The following is a 24,465-nucleotide window of genomic DNA, read 5'->3' on the forward strand; positions in this document are numbered from 1 at the left end:
TAGTTGCCAGTAGGGGATTTCTTCTTTATTCGTTTTCTTTCTTTTCAGAAGCGTTGGCTTCTAGATTTGAATCTTGTTTAGGTTGTTCAACAATAGAGGAATTAGCTTCTTGTTTCTGTTCTGGCTTGACTGCATCACTATTTACAGCAGCAACAGCCTGTTTCCAGATACCTTCTTCGTTTACTTTGTAACCATCAGGTGTTGTTGCGTTCTTCAACAAAGAACCATCAGCTTGGAAATAGTACCAATTACCATCAAGCTGTTTCCAACCCGTTTGCATAGCTCCTGATTCATCAAAGTAATAATGATCACCATTTACTTTATGAAGGCCAACCAACATGATGCCATCTTCAGGATTTAGATAATACCAGACGCCTTTGTCTTTTATCCAACCAGTTTTCATGGCTCCATTTGATTCAAAGTAACGGTAATGATTATCAAACCATTTCCAGCCTGTTTGCATGGCACCAGATTTGCTAAAGTAATATTGCTTACCATCTACTTGATGGAGGCCGACTAACATAACGCCTTCCTTACCTTCAAGATAATACCAGGCATCACCATCTTTCAACCAACCAGTTTGGAGTGCGCCAGACGTAGCGTAATAATGCCAAGAATCATTTGACCACTGCCATCCAACTTGCATAGTACCTGCAGAGCTGAAGAAATAGTTCTTACCGTCAATCTCTTTAGATCCTACAGCCATGATACCTGTTTCTGGATCCAAATAATACCATGATTCTTTATCTTTCAACCAACCAGTTTTCATAGCACCTGAGTTCGTATAGAAGTACCAGCTATTGTCTTGCCACTTCCAGCCAGTCTGCATGGCACCACTAGCATTCAAATAGTAACGAACACCATTTATATCTTGTCTACCAGTTAACATGATGCCATCTTTATCCAGATAATACCATGTTTCCTGATCCTTGACCCAGCCGGTTTTCATAGCTCCAGAACTTGCAAAATAGTTCCAGTGACCATCAACAAAGGCCCAGCCAGTTTGCATGACACCTTCTTGATTAAAGTAGTATGTGCTTCCATTGATATTCTTTTTACCGATGGTCTTTAGCCCATCCTCATCATAGAAATACCAATTTGAATCAATCTTTTGCCAAGTTGAAGGCTTACCTGCTGTTTGGAGTGCACCACTTTCGCTAAAGAACATCTTCTTGCCATTATAGACTTGGTGTCCTGTTAGCATCTTCCCATCTGCCGCAAAGAGATACTTTTTCCCTCCAATTTCAGAGAGCTCACTAAATCGTCTAGCACCATTTGATTGGATATAATACCAAGAGTCATCTAGTTTGAACCAACCACCAGTTTGCATTTTACCATTTTGGTTCAGATAGTAATCATTCCCTTTGGCATTTTCTCCCCAGTCGTCGTTAAGGTGAAGCCAGCGACCTGCTTGCATTTGTCCTTTTCCATTAAAGAAATAAGTGGCTCCGCCAATCTCCCTCCAGCCGATAGCCATTTCTCCATCAGTCAAACGATATTTCCAATAACCATCTTCTTGATACCATTTTTCGTCAACTACAGGGATATCAGGGAAGGTATTTGAAACATTTGCAAATCCTTTATCGCTAATATCAAAAACGGTAGCATCTTGAGTTTGGCTAGCAGCATGAAGAACCTGAATGTTTTTCTTCTGAAGGTATTCTCTGGTTGAAGCAACATTAATATCTCCACCAGTTGTCTGAATAATCATTTTTGGTGATAAGTTTTCAAGAAAATTAATCGTATTTGAAATTGTTGCATCATAATGGTGGTTCCATTTCATCATATCAACCTTGCCGATAACTGGACCTAACTTATCTTCTGCTCCTTCGGCATTATCCAAATCTCCACCAAGATAGATTCTCTTTCCTGCCACAGTCACCACTGAAACAATGGAGTTGGAGTTATCATCTCGAACTTTTTTCAGATTCCCGTCAGCATCATATTCATTCTTATAGTTGTAGAGTTGGATATCCATATCACCTAATTTTAGGTGGCTATCCTCATCTGAAATATTCTGGATAAGAGTAACTCCTCGTTTTTGAGCTGCTCTCAAAGCATTATCATAATTGAAAAGATTATCCCATAGTCCCCAGTTTGCTGTAATCCGATCATCTGAATATTTTTTCAAATAAAACTTACCGACTTGATATCGATTGAGTATTTCGTCCGCTCCACCAATATGGTCACTATGAACATGAGTTCCTATAATAAAATCTAATTTTTTTACACCTATTTGATCCAAGTGGCGAATCAATCGATCCTCCAATACTTGATAATTTCTCATGGAAATTCCCCAGCGGCTTGGATAGCGTGGGTCACTCCCATCAGGAAAATCATAGTCTTCTCCCATATCAATCAAAGCATAGTGACCATTGCTTTCCAGAAGGATGGCGTCACTCCCAGATTTTGCTTTTGTATTTATGAAATGGATACGATTGCCCGAACCTGCTGAAATGGTATCTGCATTTACTCCTTGCGATAACTGAATCAGTAATAGAAAGACTGCGAGAACACTATAGCTGACTGATTTTAATAACCATTTATTTTTCACCTTGAAAACTCCTTTATCTTAACAATAAGCAACTTTTAAAAATCTAATCAATCCAGTAGTTTTTATCTCCTCCTGGGACTTGTTGCTCAATAGGTGGTGGAGTCATATAGTTTTCTCCAAATTCGTAGACAAGTATTTCATGGTATTTTCTCGGAACCTTGACCACAATGTTTTCATAAGGCATATCAATCAAATCATAGAGCCATTCTTTTTTTATACCATTTGGATAATAAGGGTCATAGATAGTACAAGTAAGATCTGTTGCTTGATCTACACTATACTTTAAAGCAAGGCTCTCTAATTTTTGATTCCATAGCTGTGGGGAAGTTAAGCGAAAAATCGCTGATCCCATATAACGAGGGAGGTTCTTAAGTCCACCATTCTCAGACTTGATCCCTTTAAAATTCAATGAAGAAAGGCGAATGAAATATTTGTAGAGCTTCATTTTCTTACGGTCACTTTCCTGTGTTACGACACCATCATATGGAAAAATGTCAACACAAGTTCCCAATACGACCGTTGTGTCAACGAGATTAGCATCTCGACGAGTCCTTACATCATAGACTCTCATATAACTGTATGGATATCCCTTTGTTTCTCTGAATGAAATCAATTTGTAGTGGGGATGATTTTCATTTTGTAAAACCTTATACAGTTTTTCAAATTCATCACGCGCCAAGGAAATATCTGTATCATCATCCCAAGGGATAAATCCTTTATGGCGTACAGCCCCTAGTAAGGTTCCAAAATCAATAAAGTATTTGATTTGGTGTTGTTCACAAAGATCATGTAGATACTTTAAAATATCCAATTCTACTTGCTTTATTTCTTCAAGAGTTAAAGTTCTTTCAGACATAGGTTCTATTCTCCTAAATTTGACTATATTTTTAAACGTTTGTTAATCCCAATCCCGTCATTTAGACCTTTTAACAATCTTCCATAATTTAAAATCATGATGAGATACTCTTTGTTCAACCGGTGGCAATTGCATATAGTCTCCGTAGTCTGAGGTCAAAATTTCATGATAGTTTTTCGGAATGGTAAATTCCTTACCTTCAAATATTCCAGTAGTAACTTGTTCCAGCCATTCACGTCTCCACACTGGTTTGTTCATATCCTTGTAGATAAGATAATCCACTTGCTCATAATCTGAAACTTTACGGGATTTTGCAAGCTCTTCAATCTGGGCAACGTATTTGTTCGTATTGGTGAAATAGAAAATAATAACTGACACATAGCGTAGCAGTGAATTCAGTACACTTTTTGTATTGGTAATGCCTTTGAAGGTGTAGCAACTCAATTGACGTTTCTTTATCAGTTTCGTCATCTTGTTTTTAAATTGTACATCATCCTCGTAGCCGTCCACAGGGAAAATATCTACATAGATCCCCATATTGGAATCGATGCGAACATCTTCTTCTAGCAAGTAAGTATGGTTATCCTGCACTTTCATGAAGGGATAGACATAGTTGAGATTGTTTTTATAAGACATGACCTCGTAACGTTCATCAGGGTTGGCGATAAGGTAGTCTTGCAACTTTTCATAATCTTCTCGTAACATGCAGATATCCATGTCATCATCCCAAGGGATAAATCCTTGATGGCGAACAGCACCAATTAGACTTCCATATGCTAAGAAATACTTAACCCCAATTTTCTGACAAACTTCATGAATATACTCCATGATTCCAAGTTCCATCTGTTGAATTTCATTGACATCTGTTACTTCTTGGTACCGAACTCCTTCATCTCGTTTGCAGACTACGAGTCCATAGCCAATCGCTAGCCAGAAGATGATATTAATAAAGTTGGTTGAATACATAATCTGACTTTCAAATAATTGACCAAACAAGATACCGAAGAAAAGGATCATGATCAATTTATCAGTATGTTTCTTGGAAACAATCAAATACGTTAAAAAGCGCTTGATGACATAAGCCAGTACAAGAAGGAAGGATACCAAACCTAGAACTCCCGAACTGACAAATATGGTCACAAAAATGTTATGGAAATTCCCACCAATAAGGGAGTTTTGAATCTCAAATTTACTGAAATATTCTGTGTAGTAATCTGGAACATTTCGTACACCATAACCAAAAATTGGTTTGGCGCTTCCCATCTTGATGGCATTTTTCCAGATATAGGTTCTACCACTTGGTGTTGTCTCGATCAGATGGAGCTCACCGTTCTTCTTAGTGACAGACGAATCTGTCTCAGCATAGGATTGTCCTTTGTTTAAATCTAAGACAGTCGCTGTTTCAGATGAGATATAGATTGAAGTTACATAGCTTAATCCAATATTAGTTGCAGTAATCAGCAAACCAGCAACTATAAAAGTGAGGAATCGTTTAACGATACTTCCTCTAGTAGCAAAGAAACTATAGAGTCCAATCATGAGAAGTAAAGAAAGTAAGGCTCCTCGACTTTGCATCGTAGCAAAGTAAACGAATTGAATCACATTATTCAGTTTAAGATAAACAGAATATTTACTTCCTTTATGGATCAAATACATAGCCAAAATAATGCTAATATATGAAAATATCGCACTAGCATTAGGATTGACAATTCCCCACAGACGTCCATTCATGACACCATAGTAATAAGATTGTTCGCCAATCTTAAACAGGATAAGGACTCTACTTATCAATAAACCAAACGCAAAAATTGCTGAAGAAAAAGATACAATTTGAACCGTATAGGCAATCCAGTCAAATAATTTTTTAAGTTGCCCTGATTGTAACATGGTAAATAATAAAACATAGGTTACCATGAAGAGAATTTCAATCACATTTCCAATCAGATGTCCAGAGCGATTGAAAACAGCTGATAGCAGATGACTTCCAGCTAAGAGTCCAAATAAGGATAGAAATTTGCGATCTGCTGTGATTTCTTTCCACTTAAACAATAAGGTATAGCAAATATAAAGCACTACAATCGCTGATAATCCCTTGTAGAGGGGATTTGCTATCTTATAAACCAGTGAACTCATACTTAAAATCGAAATGAAAACAAATAGATACGCAATCCATAGTTTTGATTTTTCAAAGTATTCATCCATTTTTGAAAAATTCATTTTCAACTCCTTCTCATGATATTAGTTTTTTAATCCAACAATTTTCTTATATAGCCATGGAGAAATGACAAGTGAAAGGATAGCTACCTTGCGAAAAGTGGTGAAATAAGCATCTTTCCATATTTCGCGTCGGTGCTGAACAATCCAAGTCCTCAGCTCGGCTTTCTCCTTTTGATACTCTTCACGTGAAGTAAAGATAATTTTATCGTAAACTGTGATGTACGACCAACATTCTCTATTTATTAATTCGTATTTTAAATTAGGAAAGACTTGTGAAACTTGAGCAATTATTTGCTGATAAACTTCTATCGTGTCAAATACATGTCGATTAACAGATGTTGTTGCACTTCCCTCACGATGATCATAATAATAAACAGGTTTGTCAATAAATACGCAACTGCATCTTGTCTTTAGTAGCAATTCAGTTAAAAATAGAGCATCTTCAGCTAGGTGATAATTTGTATTAAACTTTTCATCCGCTAGCAGGTCTCTCTTAAACAGTTTTGCAACTGGAAAAAATGACGTTCTGGTAGTCATCAGTAGTTCCTTCATGGTTTCTTCTGTTGACCAGAGTTCTGTTTTTCCTGAATGTGAAGGTATATCAGTTACAATGCCGTTTTTGATATGGTGCAGAGAAGCAATTACAAAGCCTACATTCACCCCTTCAACTGCACTTGCTAAAGTAGCTAGGTAATCCTGGGTAACGAAATCATCGCTATCAATAAAGGTAACCCAAGAACCCGTCGCTAGCTGAATTCCCATATTTCTAGCATTTGAAACACCAGCATTTTCGATATGATAAACCTTGATATTCTCATACTGAGATGCTAAGTGATCACAGATCTGTCCACTAGAATCAGTAGAACCATCGTTGATTAGGATTAACTCAAAATGGGTATAAGTCTGTTGAAGAATCGACTCCACACATCGCTCCAGATAGGCTTCTACATTGTAGACTGGAACGATAACGCTTATTTTTTCTCCCATCATGCTCCATATTCTCCCTTGTACTCTGTATAACTCTTGTCCATGTCTGCTATAATAGCATCATGATGCGGTACTTGCTTGTCCGTTGGTGGCGGTGTCATATAGTCCCCAAAAGCAGTGCTGAGATAGGCATCATAGCCGACTGGGATGGGCATCTCAGTTCCTTCAAATGGCAAAAAAAGATTGTCTTCAAAAGATGCGATTGGGTATTTGTTTCGCATATAGCCAGGACCTGAGCATAATTCCGTAATTCCATCGCTCTCAGCCAGACCATACTTGGTCATTTCTTTTTCAGCTTTTTTCCAAATGCGATAACGTAGAGATTTTGGAGTCAGGCCGAGTAAGATACGACTTCCCCATTTCATGACTGCACCATGCTTCTCTGGGATAGTTTGCGCACAAAAGAGTGAATAAATCAGGGCCCAACGAACCTGTTTCTTACGCTCAGCTGGATTTTTAGGATAATAATCCAAAGGCAACACATCCAAGGCTAAACCGTGTGGCAAATCCAAATCCTTTTGATAAGGCTTGATACAAGTTGTTTCCTTGTCACGAATGGTAATAAAAAGGTTACGGTCTACAAAATCCTTGTGACTCTTTGACAAGAAATAACGCTCGTCTGCATAACGTGGCCACAGTTCTGCTAATTTTTCATAGTCCTTACGCGGCATGAAAAAGTCCAAATCATCATCCCAAGGAATGAAACCTTTGTTACGAAGGGCACCAATAGCTCCTCCACCACAGAGATAGCACAACAAATCATGTTCTTTACAAAATGCAACGAAATATTCAGCCATTTCCAGACTACGAGCCTGAATCGCTTTCAAATCACTCATGTCTCTCCTCTTCTGTCCAATAACGAGTTATATCGTTTTATTATACCATAAAAACGCCCTAAAAATCCATCAGATACTAAGAAAAATCAAAGCCTAAACCACTTTTTCACTAGTGATTCAAACTTTGATTTTTTTATAGTATTCTATCTCATTCCCATTTGGGCGAGTTTGGTTTGGTATTTATTTTGATCGACTAGAAGTCCTTGTCCACCATAGATATCATAAGCGTCCACCCAGTCACCAAGTTCTGGGACGGTGAGTCTCTCAATGCCATTTTGAGCACCTTCTAGGACAGATAAGCCATTGGTCAACAAGAAGCTATATGGTAGATTTGTTGAGGTCATGCCAAAGACTTTTCCAAGTGCCTCTGATCCCGTAAAGAGCTTGGTTGGATCTTTGATTTGCTCAAGAACTGCTGACATGACTTGTTGCTGACGTTTGGTACGGCCGTAGTCTCCCTCGTCATCATCACGGAAGCGAGCATAGTTCAACAAGGTGGATCCATTCATCTGCTGTTTTCCAACTTTGATAGTTTGAGTTGGGGACTCTGTTTCTGTTGCATGGAGGTCGTCTCCGACTGTAGCTTCTGTCAGAGGTTGACCATTCAGAGTTGAAAATTGAGCATCGATAGTCACTCCATCAGGGAAAAGTGTATCAATAGCTGTTGCAAAGGCCTGGAAGTCAACTAGGGCATAGTACTTAATATCCAAATCAAAGTTGTCTTTTAGAACCTTGCGGACCATTTCAGCACCTTTTTGCCCTTCTTGTTCCCCAAGTTCATAAGCAACATTAAGTTTGTTATCCCTCTGTTTCTGGCCATTTACAATCTTACTGTACCCGTCGATATAAACTAAGTTGTCACGCATAAAGCTGACTAGCTTGATCTTCTTATCCGATCCGCTGACATTTAGTACCATGATTGTGTCGGTACGGGTCTCCGCACTATTTTGACCGATACGGCCATCTGTCCCCATCACTAAAATATTCACACCATCTTTGGTATCCTGACCGTTAAAGACCTCTACTTGAGCTGCCTTGGCGTCAGCTGGCTTATTTGTTGGATTGGCTGCTGACTGGAACCCTCGAAGAAACATGAAAATCATCCCTGCAAGCACACATGTAATCAACAGCAAGAACCAAGTCAATATTCGTTTGAAGCGAATTCTTCTCTTTTTCTTTTTGACTTTAGGTTGAGGAGCTACCTTTTCACGTTTCTTAGACCGGCTTCTACTGCCATAAGTCGGAAGATCAATATCTCTACCCAAAGGTTCTTCTTTTTCTTCTTGGTAGAAATGGTGAACTTCAGACTTGGGAACTGCCATTTTTTGTTGCAGATAATCAAACTCCCTCCGTTCACGGTCGTTGAGGTAATGGATATTTTTGAAGAGATAGTCATAACGTAACTGCTCGTGATGACTTAAAGGATTTTCTTTGCTCATTGACTCTCCTTTTCTATATCAGTTATGGTAAAAATCGGGTAGGTCCCTAGAATCTTGTGCTGGATTCCAATAGCTTCTAGTTCTTGTCTTGCAAAATGAACCAGTTCTTTGTCACTATAGTCTACATCGATAATGAAAAAGTATTCTCCCAAGGCTGTTTTAAGGGGGCGACTTTCAATCTTTGTTAAGTCAATCCCTCTCCAAGCAAAGGTCGAAAGTGCCTTGTAAAGAGCACCAGGTAGGTTGTCTGGTAAGGTCAAGGCCAAACTCATTTTTTCAGCTTGTGAGTTCAAAGGAATCTTCGGTATCTCTGCCCCTAACACCCAAAAACGTGTGAAATTGGCTTCCATTTCCTGAATATCCTCTGCAATCAATTCCAAGCCATATTCTTCAGCTGAACTTTTAGGAGCAATAGCTGCATAAGGCTGATCTGGATGTTCGGAAATAAAGCGGGCCGCATAGGCGGTACTGGCTGTTACCTCAATTTTGGCTTCTGGATAGTGTTCATCGATGAATTTTTTTCCTTGAGCCAGAGCCTGAGGATGGGAAAAAATCTTCTCAATCTTAGTATGACTAGGAACTGTCATCAGTTGCTGGTGAATGGGTTGAACAATTTCTGCAACTGCTTGGATGCGAGCCTGGTGAAAAAGGTAATCCAAACTTTCATGGACACTACCTTCAATGGAGTTTTCAACTGGTACCACAGAATAGTCCACCAAGCCCTGTTCATAGGCCTTGATAACATCTGTGATATTGGCAAAGGCATGCAATTCCTCTTTGGGAAAGGCTGTCTGCACAACATGATGCGAAAAAGATCCCTTGGGACCTAGATAGGCAATTTTCATCTCAGTTCCTCTATAATTTCCTCTGGGCTTAACTTGGTCACATCCAGAACTTGACTGGCTACTTCCTCATACCAAGCTTGTCTTTCATGGAAAATAGCTGCTAGTTCTTCCTTACTTTTGTTAAGAAAGAGCGGGCGCTGATTGTCCTTATCAGCTGCGATACGTTGGTAGAGGGTTTCAAAATCTGCTTTTAGGTAGATGTTATTAGGATTGGTTTTGAGCAAGTCGCGATTTCTCTGAAAAATGATAACTCCTCCGCCAGTTGACACAACTCGGTCCGTTTTTAGTAAGTCAGCTAGGACTTCTGACTCTACTTTACGAAAGGCCACTTCTCCTTTTTCAGCGAAGAAATCCGCAATGGACATGCCCAAACGTTCCTCGATTAAGGCATCCATATCGATATAGTCTGGGTCCAAGCCTCTAGCAATTGTCGACTTGCCTGCCCCCATAAATCCGAGTAATACCTTAGCCATGAATCAAGCTCTCCAAATCATCAAAGAAGCTAGGATAGCTAGTGTTGATGGCTTCTGCACGGTCAAGCTCCACTTCTCCATCAGCAACCAAGAGGGCTGCGATGGCTGTCATCATGCCAATTCGGTGGTCACCAAGCGTATTGACTCTAGCGCCATGAAGTCTTGATTTCCCTTTGATAATCATCCCATCTGCTGTGGGGGTGATGTCCGCTCCCATGCTATTTAAGGCATCTGCCACCACTTGAATGCGGTCGGTTTCCTTGACCTTGAGTTCCTCAGCATCCTTAATGACTGTTACACCTTGCGCTTGTGTCGCGAGAAGAGCAATAATGGGTAATTCATCAATCAAGCGGGGAATCAAGGCTCCACCAATCTCTGTTCCTTTCAGATTTGAAGTTTCAACCGTCAGAGTTGCGGATTTAGCGACTGGATCGATTTCAGTTATTTCTAGTTTTCCACCCATGGCGCGAATGACATCAAGAATCCCTGTGCGTGTTTCATTGATACCAACGTTCTTAAGTTCCACACGAGAATCTGGAACAATTAAACCAGCGACTAGCCAAAAGGCTGCACTGGAAATATCTCCTGGAACAACTACCTTTTGTCCGGTCAGTCTTTGTGGTCCTTGAACTGTGATTTTCTTACCATCCACACTTAAATGGCCACCAAATTGTTGCAACATATCTTCGGTGTGGTTACGAGTACATTCTTTCTCGATAATAACGGACTCCCCCTGAGCCTGCAAGGCTGCAAATATCAAGGCAGACTTGACTTGCGCAGAGGCGATTGGCAACTCATAGTGAATAGGTGTTAGGTTTTTCATCCCTTTTAAGTGAAGAGGGGGCAGGTCTCGCTCTGTTTGCCCTGAAATGCTAACGCCCATTTTTTTCAGTGGAATCGTCACACGATCCATAGGACGTTTAGAAAGACTATCATCTCCAAACATCTCTACTTCAAAATCCGCACCAGCAAGGACACCTGAAATCAGGCGAATCGAGGTGCCAGAATTACCCATATCCAAGGCATTTTGCGGAGCTTTTAAGCCATCCATTCCAACACCTTTAATGGTAATAACCCCATCTTTGTCCTCAATTTCAACACCAAGGTCACGAAAAACCTGCATGGTTGAAAGTACATCCTCTCCACGCAAAATATCATATACCTTGGTTTCTCCCTCAGCCAAACTTCCAAAAATAATCGAACGGTGACTGATAGACTTGTCACCTGGAACTCGGATACTGCCATGTAAGTGGCGAATGTTTGTTTTTAGTTTCATAGTTGACCTCATACTTGCAATACTTTTTCTTATTTTATCACAAAAAAGCCAGAAATTCCTGAAATTTCTGGCTTTTATACAGATAAAATACTATTTCAACAATTCTGAAACAGGCTCAAAGACAATTTTTTCAATGTCTGAAAGGTAAATGGACAATTGTTGCTGTTTGGCAAAGAAATCTGACAAAAGAGCGTTCTCTTGGATTTGCTTACTGAAAGACTGCATCTTTTCTTGGAAAGAGGCGTCTGGCATTTGTCCCGTTTGCGCCATGACTTGGATTTCTTGCTGGAAAGCGAGGTAGTCTGCAAAAATCTTGCTAGCTTGTTCATCAGCTTGGATAGCATCTTTGGCTGCCTTGACCGCCTTGTATTCTGGTAATTCGCGTAACCCGCGACTAAGTTCATTTGCACTATCGTAAATATTTGACATGATTTTCTCCTTATTTGATGACGACTGTATAGTCCGTATTTTCTGTAATTAAGCGTTCAGCTCGTTCTAAATCTTGAGCATTTTTAAAGGAAATTTGTAGAATACCGTGAATATCCTCACGGTTTTCTTCGTTGATGTGGATATTAACCAAAGAAGTCCCACGTAGCAATTCCAAAATCCGCAAGATGACATCTTCTTCATCGGGAACATCGACATAGAGGTCGTAAGAGCTATCCACACCACCACGCTTATGGATTTCCATGGCCTGACGTTGCTCACGCGCTTGATTGAAAAAGTTCCAGATTTGCTCTTCATCTCCCTTGCTGATGGCTTGTCCAACCTCATCTAGGCGCTCCTTGAAATCCTCAATCCGATCTAGAATAGTCTCACGATTGGACAAGAGAATGGAAGTCCACATACCTGGCTCGCTTTCCGCAATGCGAGTCATATCTCGAAAACCACCCGCCGCAAAGCGCCTTGCCATCTCATGTTCTTGTGCATAGACCGCTGTCTGCTCCATGAGGCTGGAAGCCAGAATATGAGGAAAATGACTAATCTGAGAAGTCACCCGATCATGCTCCTTGGCATCAATCTCGATAAAACGAGCATGAAGGCCTGAAAGCAGATCCTTCATTTCCTCAAGCGTGCCAGGACTTGTCAGACTCGAAGGCGTAAAGATATAATAGGCATTTTCGAAGAGATTAACATCCGCAGAAGCAGCCCCTGTCTTGTGGCTACCAGCCATGGGATGGGCCCCAACAAAGCGAACAGGCTTGCCAGCTAAATACTTCTCCGCTGCTTCCACAATGGCTGACTTGGTCGAGCCGGCATCCGAGATAATGACGCCTTCCTTCAAGTCTAAGTTTGCCAGCTCCTTAATAAAAGCAATGGTCTGTTTGATTGGCAAGGTCAAGATGATGACATCTGCTAGGGGAGCGAAACTGGCAAAATCATCCGTCGCACGGTCAATCATCCCCCGCTCCAAGGCAATATCTCTCGAAGCCTGACTGCGATTATAACCTAGAATTTCATAATCCGGATGATCACGCTTGATACCGAGTGCCATCGAAGCACCAATCAAACCGAGACCTGCGATATAGATGGTTTTTGCCATAAGGACTCCTTAATAGTTCTTTGTATAGTCTCGGTGCTTGGCAACTGCCTCTTTTAATTCTTCAAGATTATCTGATGAGAATTTTTCAAGAATTTCCTGCGCCAGAACCGTTGCCACAACAGCTTCCATGACCACACCTGCAGCTGGAAGGGCGGTCGGATCACTTCTCTCCACGGTTGCCTTGTAAGGTTCGTGGGTTTCGATATCCACACTCATCAATGGTTTGTAAAGAGTGGGAATGGGTTTCATAACACCACGAACAACAATTGGTTGCCCATTGGTCATACCACCTTCGAAACCACCTAGATTATTGGTACGACGAGTATAGCCGTCTTCTTTAGACCAGAGAATTTCATCCATAACCTGGCTGCCTTTGCGGTAACCAGCTTCAAATCCGAGACCAAATTCCACCCCTTTAAAGGCATTGATAGAAACAACTGCTTGTGCCAATCGCGCATCCAATTTTCTGTCCCATTGGACATAAGAGCCAAGACCAACTGGAACACCTCCGACGACTGTCTCCACAACCCCACCAATGGTATCACCGTCACGTTTGATTTGGTCAATATAGTCCTTGATTTCCTGTTCCCGCTCTCGGTTGACAATAGAAACTTCAGACTGGGCAGCTCGTTCCTTAATCTCAGCGACTGTCAGATTTTCAGGTACATCGATTTCCTTGCCACCAAAAACCACGACATGGTTGGCAATCTCCATATCCAGCTCAGCTAAGAGACGTTTGGCTACTGCCCCAACAGCAACTCGCATGGTTGTTTCACGAGCAGATGACCGCTCCAAGGAATTTCGCAAATCGTCAAAACGGTACTTGATGCCCCCAACCAAATCGGCATGACCTGGGCGAGGATGGGTAATTTTTCGTTTGCTTTTAAGGCGGTCTTCAATGTCCTCCGCAGACATGATATCCAACCATTTTTGGTGGTCCTTATTGATGACATCCATGGTAATGGGAGCCCCTGTCGTCTTCCCGTGACGAACGCCCGAAGTAAAGACAACCTGGTCACTCTCAATCTTCATACGGCCACCACGACCGTAGCCACCCTGACGGCGTTTAAGGTCTCCATTAATATCCTCAGCTGTCAAAGGAAGTCCAGCGGGAATTCCTTCAATGATAGCCGTCAAACGAGGACCGTGTGATTCTCCTGCAGTTAAATATCTCATACGTTCTCCTTATTTTACCAAGTAGTCTTTTATCTCTTCCAGAGAAACTGGGTGAATGGTCGCTGAACCAAGCTCTGGTACCAAGACCAATTTCAAGGTGTTGCCACGCGCTTTCTTATCATGAGTCAAAGCCTGATAGAGCTTGTCAACATTCCAGTTTTCATAGTCAATAGGTAAACCAAATTTCTGGCACATCTCTCTAATGGACTGGGTTATTCCTTCTGGCATAAGACCTTTTTCCTCAGCAACCTTGGAAATCTGCACCATCCCCATGGCCACGGCCTCACCATGCATGACTTTCCCATAACCAGCAGTCGCTTCGATAGCATGGCCAATAGTGTGCCCAAAATTGAGGTAAAGGCGAACACCGTTATCCAACTCATCCTCAACCACCATCTTGCGCTTCACCTGACAAGAATGTTCAATCAAAGTCTCTGCATGTTCCAGAATGCTCTCTACAGAACCATCTAGCTCCATCAAGAGAGCCCACAGTTCTGGATCCTCAATCAAGCCGTACTTGATAACCTCACCCATTCCCTCAATCAACTCTCTTTTCCCGAGTGTTTCAAGGACAAGCGGGTCAATCAGAACCCCATCTGGTTGGGCAAAAGTTCCCACCATATTTTTAGCAAAAAGAGTATTGACACCCGTCTTTCCACCGATAGAAGAATCAACCTGTGCAGTCAAACTAGTCGGAATCTGAACAAAGTGAATGCCTCGCATATAGGTAGAGGCTACGAAACCAGCCAGATCCCCAACGACACCACCACCAAGAGCCACGATCCCATCGCTACGAGTCAGACCTTGCTTGACTAGAAATTCATAGACCTTCTGAACAGTTGTTAAATTCTTTCGTTCTTCGCCTTCTAAAAAGTCAAAAACAGCTACCTGAAAACCAGCATCTTCTAGGCTGAGTTTAACCTTCTCTGCATAGAGAGAAGCTACATGGTTGTCGGTTACGATAACCACTTTTTGTGGTTGCCAGAGTTCTCGCAACCATTGACCAGCCTGAGCCAGACAACCTTTTTCAATCTGAATATCATAAGGATGATGCGGAATATCGATTCTGATTTTCATAGTAGGATCTCCTTTTCACTATTTATATTTTTCTGTTAAGGACTGCCAAATTTCTTCTGTCGGCATTTCTTTACCTGTCCACAGTTGAAAAGCTTCAGCAGCTTGATAGAGCAACATTCCCAGACCATTGACAGCTGGATTGCCCTGGCTTCTAGCCCATTTCAAAAATGGTGTCTCAAAAGGTTGGTAAATGATATCTGCGACCAAGAGAGCCTCTGGCAAATTGATGCTTTCTGGAACTGGGGACGACTGACCATCCATTCCTACACTGGTCGCATTGACCAGTAAATCCGACTCAGCAATCCTTGATTGCAGCTCAGAAATATCTTCTAAAGCATATAAGTCCACTTTAAATCCTGTTTGGTCCTGCAACTTGTCTAGGTAAGGTCTTGTTTTTTCCATGGAAACTGAACGAACAAAAACTGAAATCTGACTGACGCCATCCAAAATAGCTTGCGCCAAAATGGATTTGGCTGCACCACCTGCGCCCAGAATGGTCATTCTCTTATCCGAGATTGTAAAAGAAGGCAAGCTCTTAAAGAATCCCTTGCCATCTGTATTATATCCAATTAACGTTCCGTCTTGATTAACAACTGTATTGACCGCCCCAATCAAACGAGCCTCATCACTCAACTCATCCAGATAAGGAATCACTTGCTCCTTGTAAGGCATGGAGAGATTAATCCCAAACATCTGGTAACGGCGAATATTAGCGACTGTTTCTGCCAAATCACCCGCTTCAATCTCCCAAGCTACATAGGCACCATTGGTAGCTGTCGCCTCAAAGGCCCTATTGTGGATAAAGGGTGAAATAGAGTGTTTGATGGGATTTGCAACAACAGCTGCCATACGTGTGTAGCCATCAAGCTTCATCCAAAATCTCCCTGATTTTCTTCATGTTTGATAGCGAAATCTGACCTGGGGCACTCGCTTCATCCAGACTAGCAAATGACCAACTTGAACCCGTCACATCTGAAGTAATGCGTGATACCTTGCCCATTTTCCCCATGGAAATGGTCACGTACTCTTGCTCAGGGTTGAGTGTTTTAAATCCTCGAGTGTAGTTCATCAGGTCTAAAACATCCTGCTCCGTATGGGCCATAACTGATACCTTGACTACTTTGGGAGAAAGGCTGGTCAACTCAGACAAAATTTCCATCATGTTTTCAGGTGTCTCCTGGAAATTATGATAGCTCAAAACAAGATTTGGAAAATCCAACATTTCCTCAAAAACGTCCTTGTAGCTGAAATACTCAAAATCTACATAATCCGGCTGATAGAGCTGAGTAACTTCCTTAATGATTTGAACATACTCCTCAGAAGACAGTTCGATTTCTCCTCCCTCATAGCGAGTCCGAAGGGTAAAGACAAGTTCGCGGCCTGCGAATTTCTCAAAGATTGCAGGTGCTACCTGTAAAATAGCGTCCTTTGTAAGAAAGTCCGCACGCCACTCAATGATATCGGCATCTTCATACCTAGTGGCATCCAGTTCTTGCGCTTCTTCTAAACTTCTTGGCATTACTGAAACGATTAATTTCATCTACTAACCTTCATACTAATCACCTTGAGGTAATTACTGCTTTCATCTTTTTTATTATAGGCAAAGTCTGCTGGAAGACCATATTGGTTCAAGATCTGATACCTTCTTCCTGCAAAACCTTTATCAATTTGTTCTGTAAATTTCTGGCGGGAAACATTGGCAGCATTGGTACTGGCAATGATAATGCCTCCCGTATTTAAAATCTCTAGACTCTGGGATATCAACTTGTGATAGTCCTTAGCTACAGAGAATGTTTGTTTTTTATTGCGGGCAAAGCTTGGCGGATCAAGAACAATCACATCATAGGTCAAGCCTTTTCTCTTGGCATACTTGAAGTACTCAAAGACATCCATGACGATAAAACGATGATTGTCCGTGCTGAGTCCATTTGCCTGAAAATGAGCTTCTGACAGCTCTCTAGACCGTTTGGCCAAGTCAACTGAAGTCGTCTCACTGGCACCTCCCATAGCTGCAGCAACTGAAAAGGCCGCCGTATAGGAAAACATATTGAGCAAGGATTTGCCCATGGCTAGACCGTCAACCAGACTCCCACGAACCTCATGCTGGTCTAGGAAAATCCCGGTCATCAAGCCATCATTCATAAAGACCTGATAGAGTACGCCATTCTCAAGAACAGTAAAATAATCTGGCGCTTCCTCACCATAAACATAGGCAGACTCGTAGTCTAGACCTTTAAAACGAATCTTCTCATAAGCCCCCAAGACCTCAGGAAAAACTTCCTTAAAAGCCTTTACGATTAGCTCACGAATTTGGTAAACAAAGGAGTTGTACCAAGAAAAAACAGCATAATCTCCATAGAGATCAACAGTCAGACCACCAAAACCATCCCCCTCTTGGTTAAAAAGGCGAAAGGCAGTAGTCAAGTCATCTTGATAATAAGGCTTTCTAGCTTCCTTAGCCTTACGAAACAGGATTTCAAAAAAGGCTTGATTGAAACGAACCTTTTCCTTGCTGACCAACCAACCGATTCCCTTATTCTGTTGAGAAAAATAGGCGCTCCCTAAAAACTTCCCGTCTTGACTAAGAACTTCTACTGCCTGATCCGTCAGTTCAATATCTGTTAAATCACTTGCTTCCAAAAGAACTAGACCCTTAGCTAGCTTTTTTTCAACGCGTCTGCTGACCCTAATTCTATTCATAGCTACTATTATAGCAAATTTTGTGACAATTCTCAAAAAAGAAACCGTTTAACCAGTTGTACTTTAGTTTACTGAGTGTCATTTTTGTTAAAATAAATATATGCCATTTACTTTTCCACCAAAACATCCTTTCCCTTATAATGGAAAGAGAGATTCTATTCGCTAAAAATAGACAAAAACAGAAATGAGTATAGAATCTTGCGCAAACGTTTGCCTAGCTCTAAACTTTATGGTAGAATAAAACACAACATTGATAAGCAAGAGGAAAAACAATGCAAAATCAGACACTTATGCAATACTTTGAATGGTATTTGCCTCACGACGGCCAACACTGGACGCGACTGACAAATGATGCAGAGCACCTAGCAAACCTTGGTATCAGCCATGTCTGGATGCCACCTGCCTTCAAGGCAACCAACGAAAAAGATGTCGGCTATGGTGTTTACGATCTTTTTGACCTAGGTGAATTTCACCAAAAAGGGACTGTCCGTACCAAGTATGGTTTTAAAGAAGACTATCTTCAAGCCATTCAAACCCTAAAGGCACAAGGAATTCAACCTATGGCCGATGTGGTGCTCAATCACAAGGCTGCTGCCGATCATATGGAAGCCTTTCAGGTTATTGAAGTGGACCCTGAGGATCGTACCGTTCAACTAAGCGAGCCCTTTACTATCAATGGCTGGACTCACTTTACTTTCGATGGTCGCCAAGATACCTACAATGACTTCCACTGGCACTGGTACCACTTCACAGGTACAGACTACGATGCCAAACGCCGTAAGTCTGGTATTTACCTGATCCAAGGAGACAATAAAGGTTGGGCCAACGAGGAATTGGTCGATAACGAAAACGGTAACTACGACTACCTCATGTATGCCGACCTAGACTTTAAACATCCTGAAGTCATCCAAAATATCTATGACTGGGCTGACTGGTTCATGGAAACGACTGGTGTAGCTGGTTTCCGTTTGGATGCCGTTAAGCACATCGACTCCTTCTTTATGGGCAATTTCATTCGTGATATGAAGGAAAAATACGGTCAAGATTTCTATGTTTTTGGGGAATTTTGGAATCCAGACAAGGAAGCCAATCTAGACTATCTTGAGAAAACAGAAGAACGTTTTGACCTTGTCGATGTTCGTCTCCACCAAAACCTCTTTGAAGCTAGTCAGACTGGAGCAAGCTACGACCTTCGTACTATCTTTACTGATAGCTTGGTTGAACTCAAGCCTGACAAGGCTGTCACTTTCGTTGACAACCATGATACTCAACGAGGGCAGGCCCTTGAGTCTACTGTTGAAGAATGGTTCAAACCAGCAGCCTATGCCCTCATTCTATTACGCCAAGATGGTCTTCCATGTGTCTTTTACGGAGACTATTACGGCATTTCAGGGCAATTTGCTCAACAAGATTTCAGAGAAGTTCTTGATCGTCTCCTAGCCATCCGAAAAGACATGGCCTATGGAGAGCAAACAGACTATTTTGACGATGCCAACTGTATCGGATGGGTCCGTTCAGGTGCTGAACATCAATCTCCAATCGCTGTCCTCATCTCAAATGACCAAGAAAACAGCAAATCTATGTTTGTCGGTCAAGAATGGGCTAATCAAACCTTTGTTGACCTCCTTGAAAATCATCCAGCACAAGTTACAATCAATGCTGAAGGTTATGGAGAATTTCCAGTAGCAGCGGGTTCAGTCAGTGTCTGGGCAGCAAAATAAACCTATCAGTTACAAGCCAGATCCAATCGGATTTGGCTTTTTTGTAATCACAAAAAGACCTACCCAAATGGATAGATCTTTATTGTCTTACAATTTACCTGCTACTGCATCCAAGAGTTCTTGAATCTTAGCTTGGTTGCTTCCTCCTGCCATGGCCATGTCTGGTTTTCCACCACCACGTCCATCGACGATTGGAGCCAATTCTTTGACAAGGTTTCCTGCGTGTACATCTTTAGTCTTGCTTGCTACGAGGACATTGACCTTGTCACCAATAGCGGCAACTAGGACAAGCACATCAGAGTAGTCTTTTTGTTTCCAGTTATCCGCAAAGGTACGGAGGGCACCTGCATCTGATACAGAAACTTGACTAGCAATGTAACGGTGATCGTTGACTTCCTTCACATCCTTGAAGACATCACCTGCTGCAGCTGCTGCAGCTTTTTCCTTCAATTCGGCATTTTCTTTTTGCAATTGACGGAGTTGCTCTTGAAGGCCTTCAACCTTGTGAGGAACTTCCTTGAGTTGAGGTGCTTTAAGAGTTGCTGCGACTGCTTTCAGAGCGTCTTCTTGTTCACGGTAAGCTTCAAATGCTTCCTTACCAGTCACTGCCAAGATACGGCGAGTTCCTGATCCGATCCCTTCTTCTTTGACAATCTTGAAGAGACCAATCTCAGAAGTGTTGCCAACGTGGGTACCACCACAGAGTTCCACAGAGTAATCACCGATGGTCACAACACGAACTTCCTTACCGTATTTCTCACCAAAGAGGGCCATCGCTCCCATTTCCTTGGCAGTGTCAATATCTGTTTCAACAGTTTCTACAGCAATTGCTTCCCAAATTTTCTCATTGACTTGTTGCTCAATAGCACGCAACTCTTCAGGAGTTACGGCTTGGAAGTGCGTGAAGTCAAAGCGGAGGAATTCTACCTCATTAAGTGAGCCTGCTTGTGTCGCATGGTGACCAAGGATATTGTGGAGGGCCGCATGGAGCAAGTGAGTCGCTGTGTGGTTTTTCATAACACGGTGACGACGATTGGTATCAATTGCCAAAGTATATTCTTGGTTCAAAGCAAGAGGGGCAAGAACTTCAACGGTATGGAGTGGTTGTCCATTTGGTGCTTTTTGAACATCTGTCACAGTAGCAACAAGATTTCCTGCAGCATCCAAGATTTGACCGTGGTCAGCTACTTGTCCACCCATTTCAGCGTAGAATGGTGTTTCCGCAAAGATCAGAGAGGCAGTTCCTTCAGAAACAGCTTCTACTTCAGCGTTTTCAGCTACGATAGCCACCAACTTAGAAGGCAATTGACTAGCATTGTAGTTGAAGACACTTTCCACTGTAATGTTTTGGAGGGTTTCATTTTGCATTCCCATTGAGCCACCCTTAACAGCAGACGCACGCGCACGTTCTTGCTGTTCTTTCATGGCTGCTTCAAAACCTTCACGATCGACAGTCATCCCAGCTTCTTCAGCGATTTCTTCTGTCAATTCCACTGGGAATCCGTAAGTGTCGTAGAGTTTGAAGACATCTTGCCCCGCGATAACGTTTTGACCTTTCGCTTTCAAATCAGCTACAATGGTTTCTGCAAAGTGTTGACCTGAATGAAGGGTACGGGCAAATGACTCTTCTTCGCTCTTCACAATTTTCTCGATAAAGTCACGTTTTTCAAGCACTTCTGGGTAGTAGCTTTCCATGATTTTTCCAACAGTTGGAACGAGTTTGTAAAGAAAAGGCTCGTTGATGCCCAATTTTTGACCGTGCATAGAAGCACGACGGAGCAAACGACGAAGAACATAACCACGACCTTCATTTCCTGGAAGGGCACCATCACCGATGGCAAATGAAAGAGAACGAATATGGTCCGCAATGACCTTAAAGCTCATGTTATCGCCATCTTGGTCGTAGACCTTACCTGACAATTTCTCAACTTCACGGATAATCGGCATGAAGAGGTCTGTTTCAAAGTTTGTCTTAGCCCCTTGGATAACTGCCACCAAACGCTCCAAACCAGCACCCGTATCAATGTTCTTGTGTGGCAATTCCTTGTACTCGCTACGAGGAACAGCAGGGTCTGCGTTAAATTGTGACAAAACGATGTTCCAGATTTCGATATAACGGTCGTTTTCGATATCCTCTGCAAGCAGGCGAAGACCGATATTTTCTGGGTCAAATGCTTCTCCACGGTCAAAGAAGATTTCTGTATCAGGTCCAGAAGGCCCCGCACCGATTTCCCAGAAGTTGTCTTCGATTGGGATCAAGTGGCTTGGATCCACTCCTACTTCAATCCAGCGGTTGTAAGAATCTTTATCGTCTGGATAGTAGGTCATGTACAGTTTATCAGCTGGAAAATCAAACCATTCTGGGCTTGTCAAAAGCTCATAAGCCCAAGTGATAGCTTCGTCACGGAAGTAATCCCCGATAGAGAAGTTCCCCAACATTTCAAACATGGTATGGTGACGCGCAGTCTTCCCTACGTTTTCGATGTCGTTAGTACGGATGGCTTTTTGCGCATTGGTAATACGTGGGTTTTCAGGGATAATGGTTCCGTCAAAGTATTTCTTAAGGGTTGCTACCCCAGAGTTGATCCACAAAAGAGTTGGGTCGTTTACTGGAACCAAGCTGACTGATGGTTCTACAGAGTGACCTTTGCTTGCCCAGAAATCAAGCCACATTTGGCGAACTTGAGCACTAGATAGTTGTTTCATAAAATCTCCTTATTACTTGTTTAATTTGATTGGCTTTCCAGCATCTCCACATAGTCAATCGCGACACAAAGGGAAATAACCAGGTCTGCATAAGAGTCTTCATAGACGGTTACGGTGTAAGTTGAGGTCAAATGGAAAATCTCTTTCCGAATCTCGGCGACAAGCTGATCACGGTCATCCAACAATTTGAAATTTAAATCCCAAATATTGCCTTCGATACGAAGTCCCAGATTATCAAACTCATACTTATCTCGCCAGAAGGTCAACTTCTTACGAATAACGAAATTGGAACCGTTTCGTAGCTGAATAGTAAAGCGAGGAAGCAAGGTGAAAAATTCTTTACTGATTTCACTGACCTGCTCACCATAGGCGTCATAGATGGTAAAGGTCTTAGGAATTTGGAAGAAAGATCCCTCCACCTGATAGTTCACTACTCCTCTATCATCCTTGATATCGAAGCGTTCGCCCCCAAGACGAAACTTTTGTTTCACGAGAAATGTCTTCATAAACACCTCCAAAAATCAAAAGACAAGTCCATATCACGAAGGGCGAAAAACCGCGGTACCACCTTCATTCAATGAACTTGTCATTCTCTTATTCTTATGCAATTGTCTGATTGAGTAGCATGACTTCCTAGCTTAGATGGCTTGCAGCACCGCCATTTCTCTGGACTAAGATAACTGAAAATCAATTCTCAACTTTTTTATTATATCGTTTTTTGGGTTCTGCGTCAACTGGGAATCGTCTCCCTTGAATCAAATCAATTCCCTGTATCTTTAATTACTCTTTCAGGAGAACAAAATTAGCCAATATAATTGTTGATATTAAACAAATCCAAAATAACATATTACTCTCTCGCTTTAATATTATCTAGACTGTCAATTGCATATCTACATTCTTTAAGATAAAGCAAACTAATAACAAAATCTAAATCTAAAATCATTCATTAATCAATTCCTCAATTTCCTTTATCCCTTCAAATTCTCCAACACTTTCGAAAAGTTCTATAGCTCGTTTGAAATGTGTATTGGATAATTCCGTATCTTCCAAAGCTAAATAGATTTCACCTAACCCTCTATAGCCACAAGCTTGAGAAATTACATCATCAGTCTCTAAAGATTGTTCCAATGACAGATTCATGAATGTAAGAGCCTCATCAAGATTGTTTAATTTAAATCTCACATAGCCCTGTTCATAGTTATTCACAGCTTTCTTTAGATTATCATTTGGAAAATGCTCTTCAACTATCTTCTCTTCATCTTCAATAAGTTTTAAAGCCTTATGAAAATCCCCCTGATCTCTGTAGATCATAGCTAATTGATGTAGGCCAATGTGTTCATTTTCTTTATCTTCATTTTGCTGAGCCAATAAAATGTATTTCTCAAAGATATGGGTACATGAGACATAGTCTTTTTCTGCTAACAATAAATATCCCATCAAATTTAAAAGACTAAAATCTGTACAGGTATCAATGGAAAAATCTTGTTCAACTAACTTTTTAGCTTCTGATAATTTTCCTTCCAGAAACAAGTTCCAAGCTGTATCAATTTTAGAGTCCATCTATTTCCCCCTTCAACTACAAACAACCTTCATAAAATAGAATCACTCAACAAGAATATACTATTCTCTATCTATTAAGACTTAATCTTATAAACCATTAATCTACATTAAAATAATCATAAATCTCTTTAAAGAGAGGCAGCAATATTCCTTGCTCTTCTTTGTCTAAATTATATTCAGAAACTAGCTCATCCATATAGTCAAATACAGTGAAATATTTTTTATTCCATTCATAACAAGCGCAAATTTTAAATCATTAAGTTCCGTTTTATTAAACTCTTTTAACTTCTTCATATCAATTCTAGTGATTGGATGAGAAATACCATCTAGAGTACTGTAAATCGTTTTTCCTAGTAAATAATCTGTCGTGGTATCAAATAATTTTGCTAATTTGACAATGGCGTCTAAATTAGGCTCTAAAGTTCCATTCTCCCAACGAAAATAAGCACCTTGTTATACACCAATCATCTCAGAAATTTGTACCTGAGTTAACTTCTTG

20 protein-coding genes and 1 pseudogene are annotated in these 24,465 nt (G+C 41.3%); 1 reads left to right on the forward strand and 20 read right to left on the reverse strand.

The window, feature by feature from the left end; translation table 11 throughout:
• Positions 1–25 precede the first annotated feature (25 nt).
• The 16 genes from PCY17_RS01245 to PCY17_RS01320 all read right to left on the reverse strand — a co-directional run bounded on the left by PCY17_RS01245 (position 26) and on the right by PCY17_RS01320 (position 17,979).
• Positions 26–2,554, reverse strand: a complete 2,529-nt coding sequence (locus tag PCY17_RS01245; protein ID WP_301391035.1) for an MBL fold metallo-hydrolase — start codon at positions 2,552–2,554, stop codon at positions 26–28.
• Between the two features lie 43 nt (positions 2,555–2,597).
• Positions 2,598–3,410, reverse strand: a complete 813-nt coding sequence (locus PCY17_RS01250; RefSeq protein ID WP_084942706.1) for a phosphorylcholine transferase LicD — start codon at positions 3,408–3,410, stop codon at positions 2,598–2,600.
• A 57-nt stretch (positions 3,411–3,467) separates the two neighbouring features.
• Positions 3,468–5,627 (reverse strand): LicD family protein, encoded by a 2,160-nt coding sequence (locus PCY17_RS01255; RefSeq protein WP_301391038.1) that lies wholly within the window; start codon positions 5,625–5,627, stop codon positions 3,468–3,470.
• A 21-nt stretch (positions 5,628–5,648) separates the two neighbouring features.
• Entirely contained in the window at positions 5,649–6,617 is a 969-nt protein-coding gene (locus tag PCY17_RS01260; RefSeq protein ID WP_301391040.1) for a glycosyltransferase family 2 protein, read from the reverse strand.
• Positions 6,614–7,450 carry a phosphorylcholine transferase LicD gene (locus PCY17_RS01265; protein ID WP_301391041.1) on the reverse strand — a complete coding sequence of 279 codons (837 nt, stop codon included), beginning with the start codon at positions 7,448–7,450 and terminating at the stop codon, positions 6,614–6,616. The genes PCY17_RS01260 and PCY17_RS01265 overlap by 4 nt, the downstream gene beginning before the upstream one ends.
• Positions 7,451–7,593: 143 nt before the next feature.
• Entirely contained in the window at positions 7,594–8,889 is a 1,296-nt protein-coding gene (locus PCY17_RS01270) for an LCP family protein (RefSeq protein ID WP_301391042.1), read from the reverse strand.
• Positions 8,886–9,734 (reverse strand): prephenate dehydratase, encoded by an 849-nt coding sequence (pheA, locus tag PCY17_RS01275; RefSeq protein WP_084942700.1) that lies wholly within the window; start codon positions 9,732–9,734, stop codon positions 8,886–8,888. The genes PCY17_RS01270 and pheA overlap by 4 nt, the downstream gene beginning before the upstream one ends.
• Positions 9,731–10,207, reverse strand: coding sequence for a shikimate kinase (locus tag PCY17_RS01280; protein WP_084942698.1), 477 nt, complete (start codon positions 10,205–10,207; stop codon positions 9,731–9,733). The genes pheA and PCY17_RS01280 overlap by 4 nt, the downstream gene beginning before the upstream one ends.
• Positions 10,200–11,483, reverse strand: coding sequence for a 3-phosphoshikimate 1-carboxyvinyltransferase (gene aroA, locus PCY17_RS01285; protein WP_301391043.1), 1,284 nt, complete (start codon positions 11,481–11,483; stop codon positions 10,200–10,202). The genes PCY17_RS01280 and aroA overlap by 8 nt, the downstream gene beginning before the upstream one ends.
• A gap of 90 nt (positions 11,484–11,573) precedes the next feature.
• Positions 11,574–11,912, reverse strand: coding sequence for a YlbF/YmcA family competence regulator (locus tag PCY17_RS01290; protein WP_000065973.1), 339 nt, complete (start codon positions 11,910–11,912; stop codon positions 11,574–11,576).
• Between the two features lie 10 nt (positions 11,913–11,922).
• Positions 11,923–13,026 carry a prephenate dehydrogenase gene (locus tag PCY17_RS01295; RefSeq protein WP_061420722.1) on the reverse strand — a complete coding sequence of 368 codons (1,104 nt, stop codon included), beginning with the start codon at positions 13,024–13,026 and terminating at the stop codon, positions 11,923–11,925.
• A gap of 9 nt (positions 13,027–13,035) precedes the next feature.
• A complete protein-coding gene (aroC, locus tag PCY17_RS01300; RefSeq protein WP_061420721.1) occupies positions 13,036–14,202 on the reverse strand; it encodes a chorismate synthase in 1,167 nt (388 codons plus the stop codon).
• Positions 14,203–14,211: 9 nt separating this feature from the next.
• Complete coding sequence (gene aroB / locus PCY17_RS01305) at positions 14,212–15,279, reverse strand: 3-dehydroquinate synthase (protein ID WP_247924224.1); 1,068 nt, start codon at positions 15,277–15,279, stop codon at positions 14,212–14,214.
• Positions 15,280–15,297: 18 nt separating this feature from the next.
• On the reverse strand, positions 15,298–16,152 hold the full coding sequence (locus PCY17_RS01310; RefSeq protein WP_125418214.1) for a shikimate dehydrogenase: 855 nt from the start codon (positions 16,150–16,152) through the stop codon (positions 15,298–15,300).
• Positions 16,142–16,819, reverse strand: a complete 678-nt coding sequence (gene aroD / locus PCY17_RS01315) for a type I 3-dehydroquinate dehydratase (protein WP_125418216.1) — start codon at positions 16,817–16,819, stop codon at positions 16,142–16,144. The genes PCY17_RS01310 and aroD overlap by 11 nt, the downstream gene beginning before the upstream one ends.
• On the reverse strand, positions 16,816–17,979 hold the full coding sequence (locus PCY17_RS01320; protein ID WP_301391045.1) for a class I SAM-dependent rRNA methyltransferase: 1,164 nt from the start codon (positions 17,977–17,979) through the stop codon (positions 16,816–16,818). Before PCY17_RS01320 ends, aroD begins: the two co-directional genes overlap by 4 nt.
• A gap of 272 nt (positions 17,980–18,251) precedes the next feature.
• Between PCY17_RS01320 and PCY17_RS01325 the strand changes: the two genes are divergently transcribed.
• Entirely contained in the window at positions 18,252–19,700 is a 1,449-nt protein-coding gene (locus tag PCY17_RS01325; protein WP_301391046.1) for an alpha-amylase, read from the forward strand.
• An 87-nt stretch (positions 19,701–19,787) separates the two neighbouring features.
• Here PCY17_RS01325 and alaS read toward each other — a convergent pair whose 3' ends face one another.
• The 4 genes and pseudogenes from alaS to PCY17_RS01345 all read right to left on the reverse strand — a co-directional run.
• Entirely contained in the window at positions 19,788–22,406 is a 2,619-nt protein-coding gene (gene alaS, locus PCY17_RS01330; protein WP_301391047.1) for an alanine--tRNA ligase, read from the reverse strand.
• A gap of 20 nt (positions 22,407–22,426) precedes the next feature.
• Positions 22,427–22,912, reverse strand: a complete 486-nt coding sequence (locus PCY17_RS01335; RefSeq protein WP_000847086.1) for an LURP-one-related/scramblase family protein — start codon at positions 22,910–22,912, stop codon at positions 22,427–22,429.
• Between the two features lie 433 nt (positions 22,913–23,345).
• The gene (locus tag PCY17_RS01340; RefSeq protein WP_301391048.1) at positions 23,346–23,966 is read right to left on the reverse strand and encodes a lipopolysaccharide assembly protein LapB; all 621 of its coding nucleotides are present in this window, start codon (positions 23,964–23,966) and stop codon (positions 23,346–23,348) included.
• 183 nt (positions 23,967–24,149) lie between these two features.
• Positions 24,150–24,371 (reverse strand): annotated as a pseudogene (locus PCY17_RS01345) (hypothetical protein); the annotation flags it as partial.
• Between the last annotated feature and the right edge of the window lie 94 nt (positions 24,372–24,465).

It is taken from the genome of Streptococcus sp. SO2 (genome assembly GCF_030440025.1).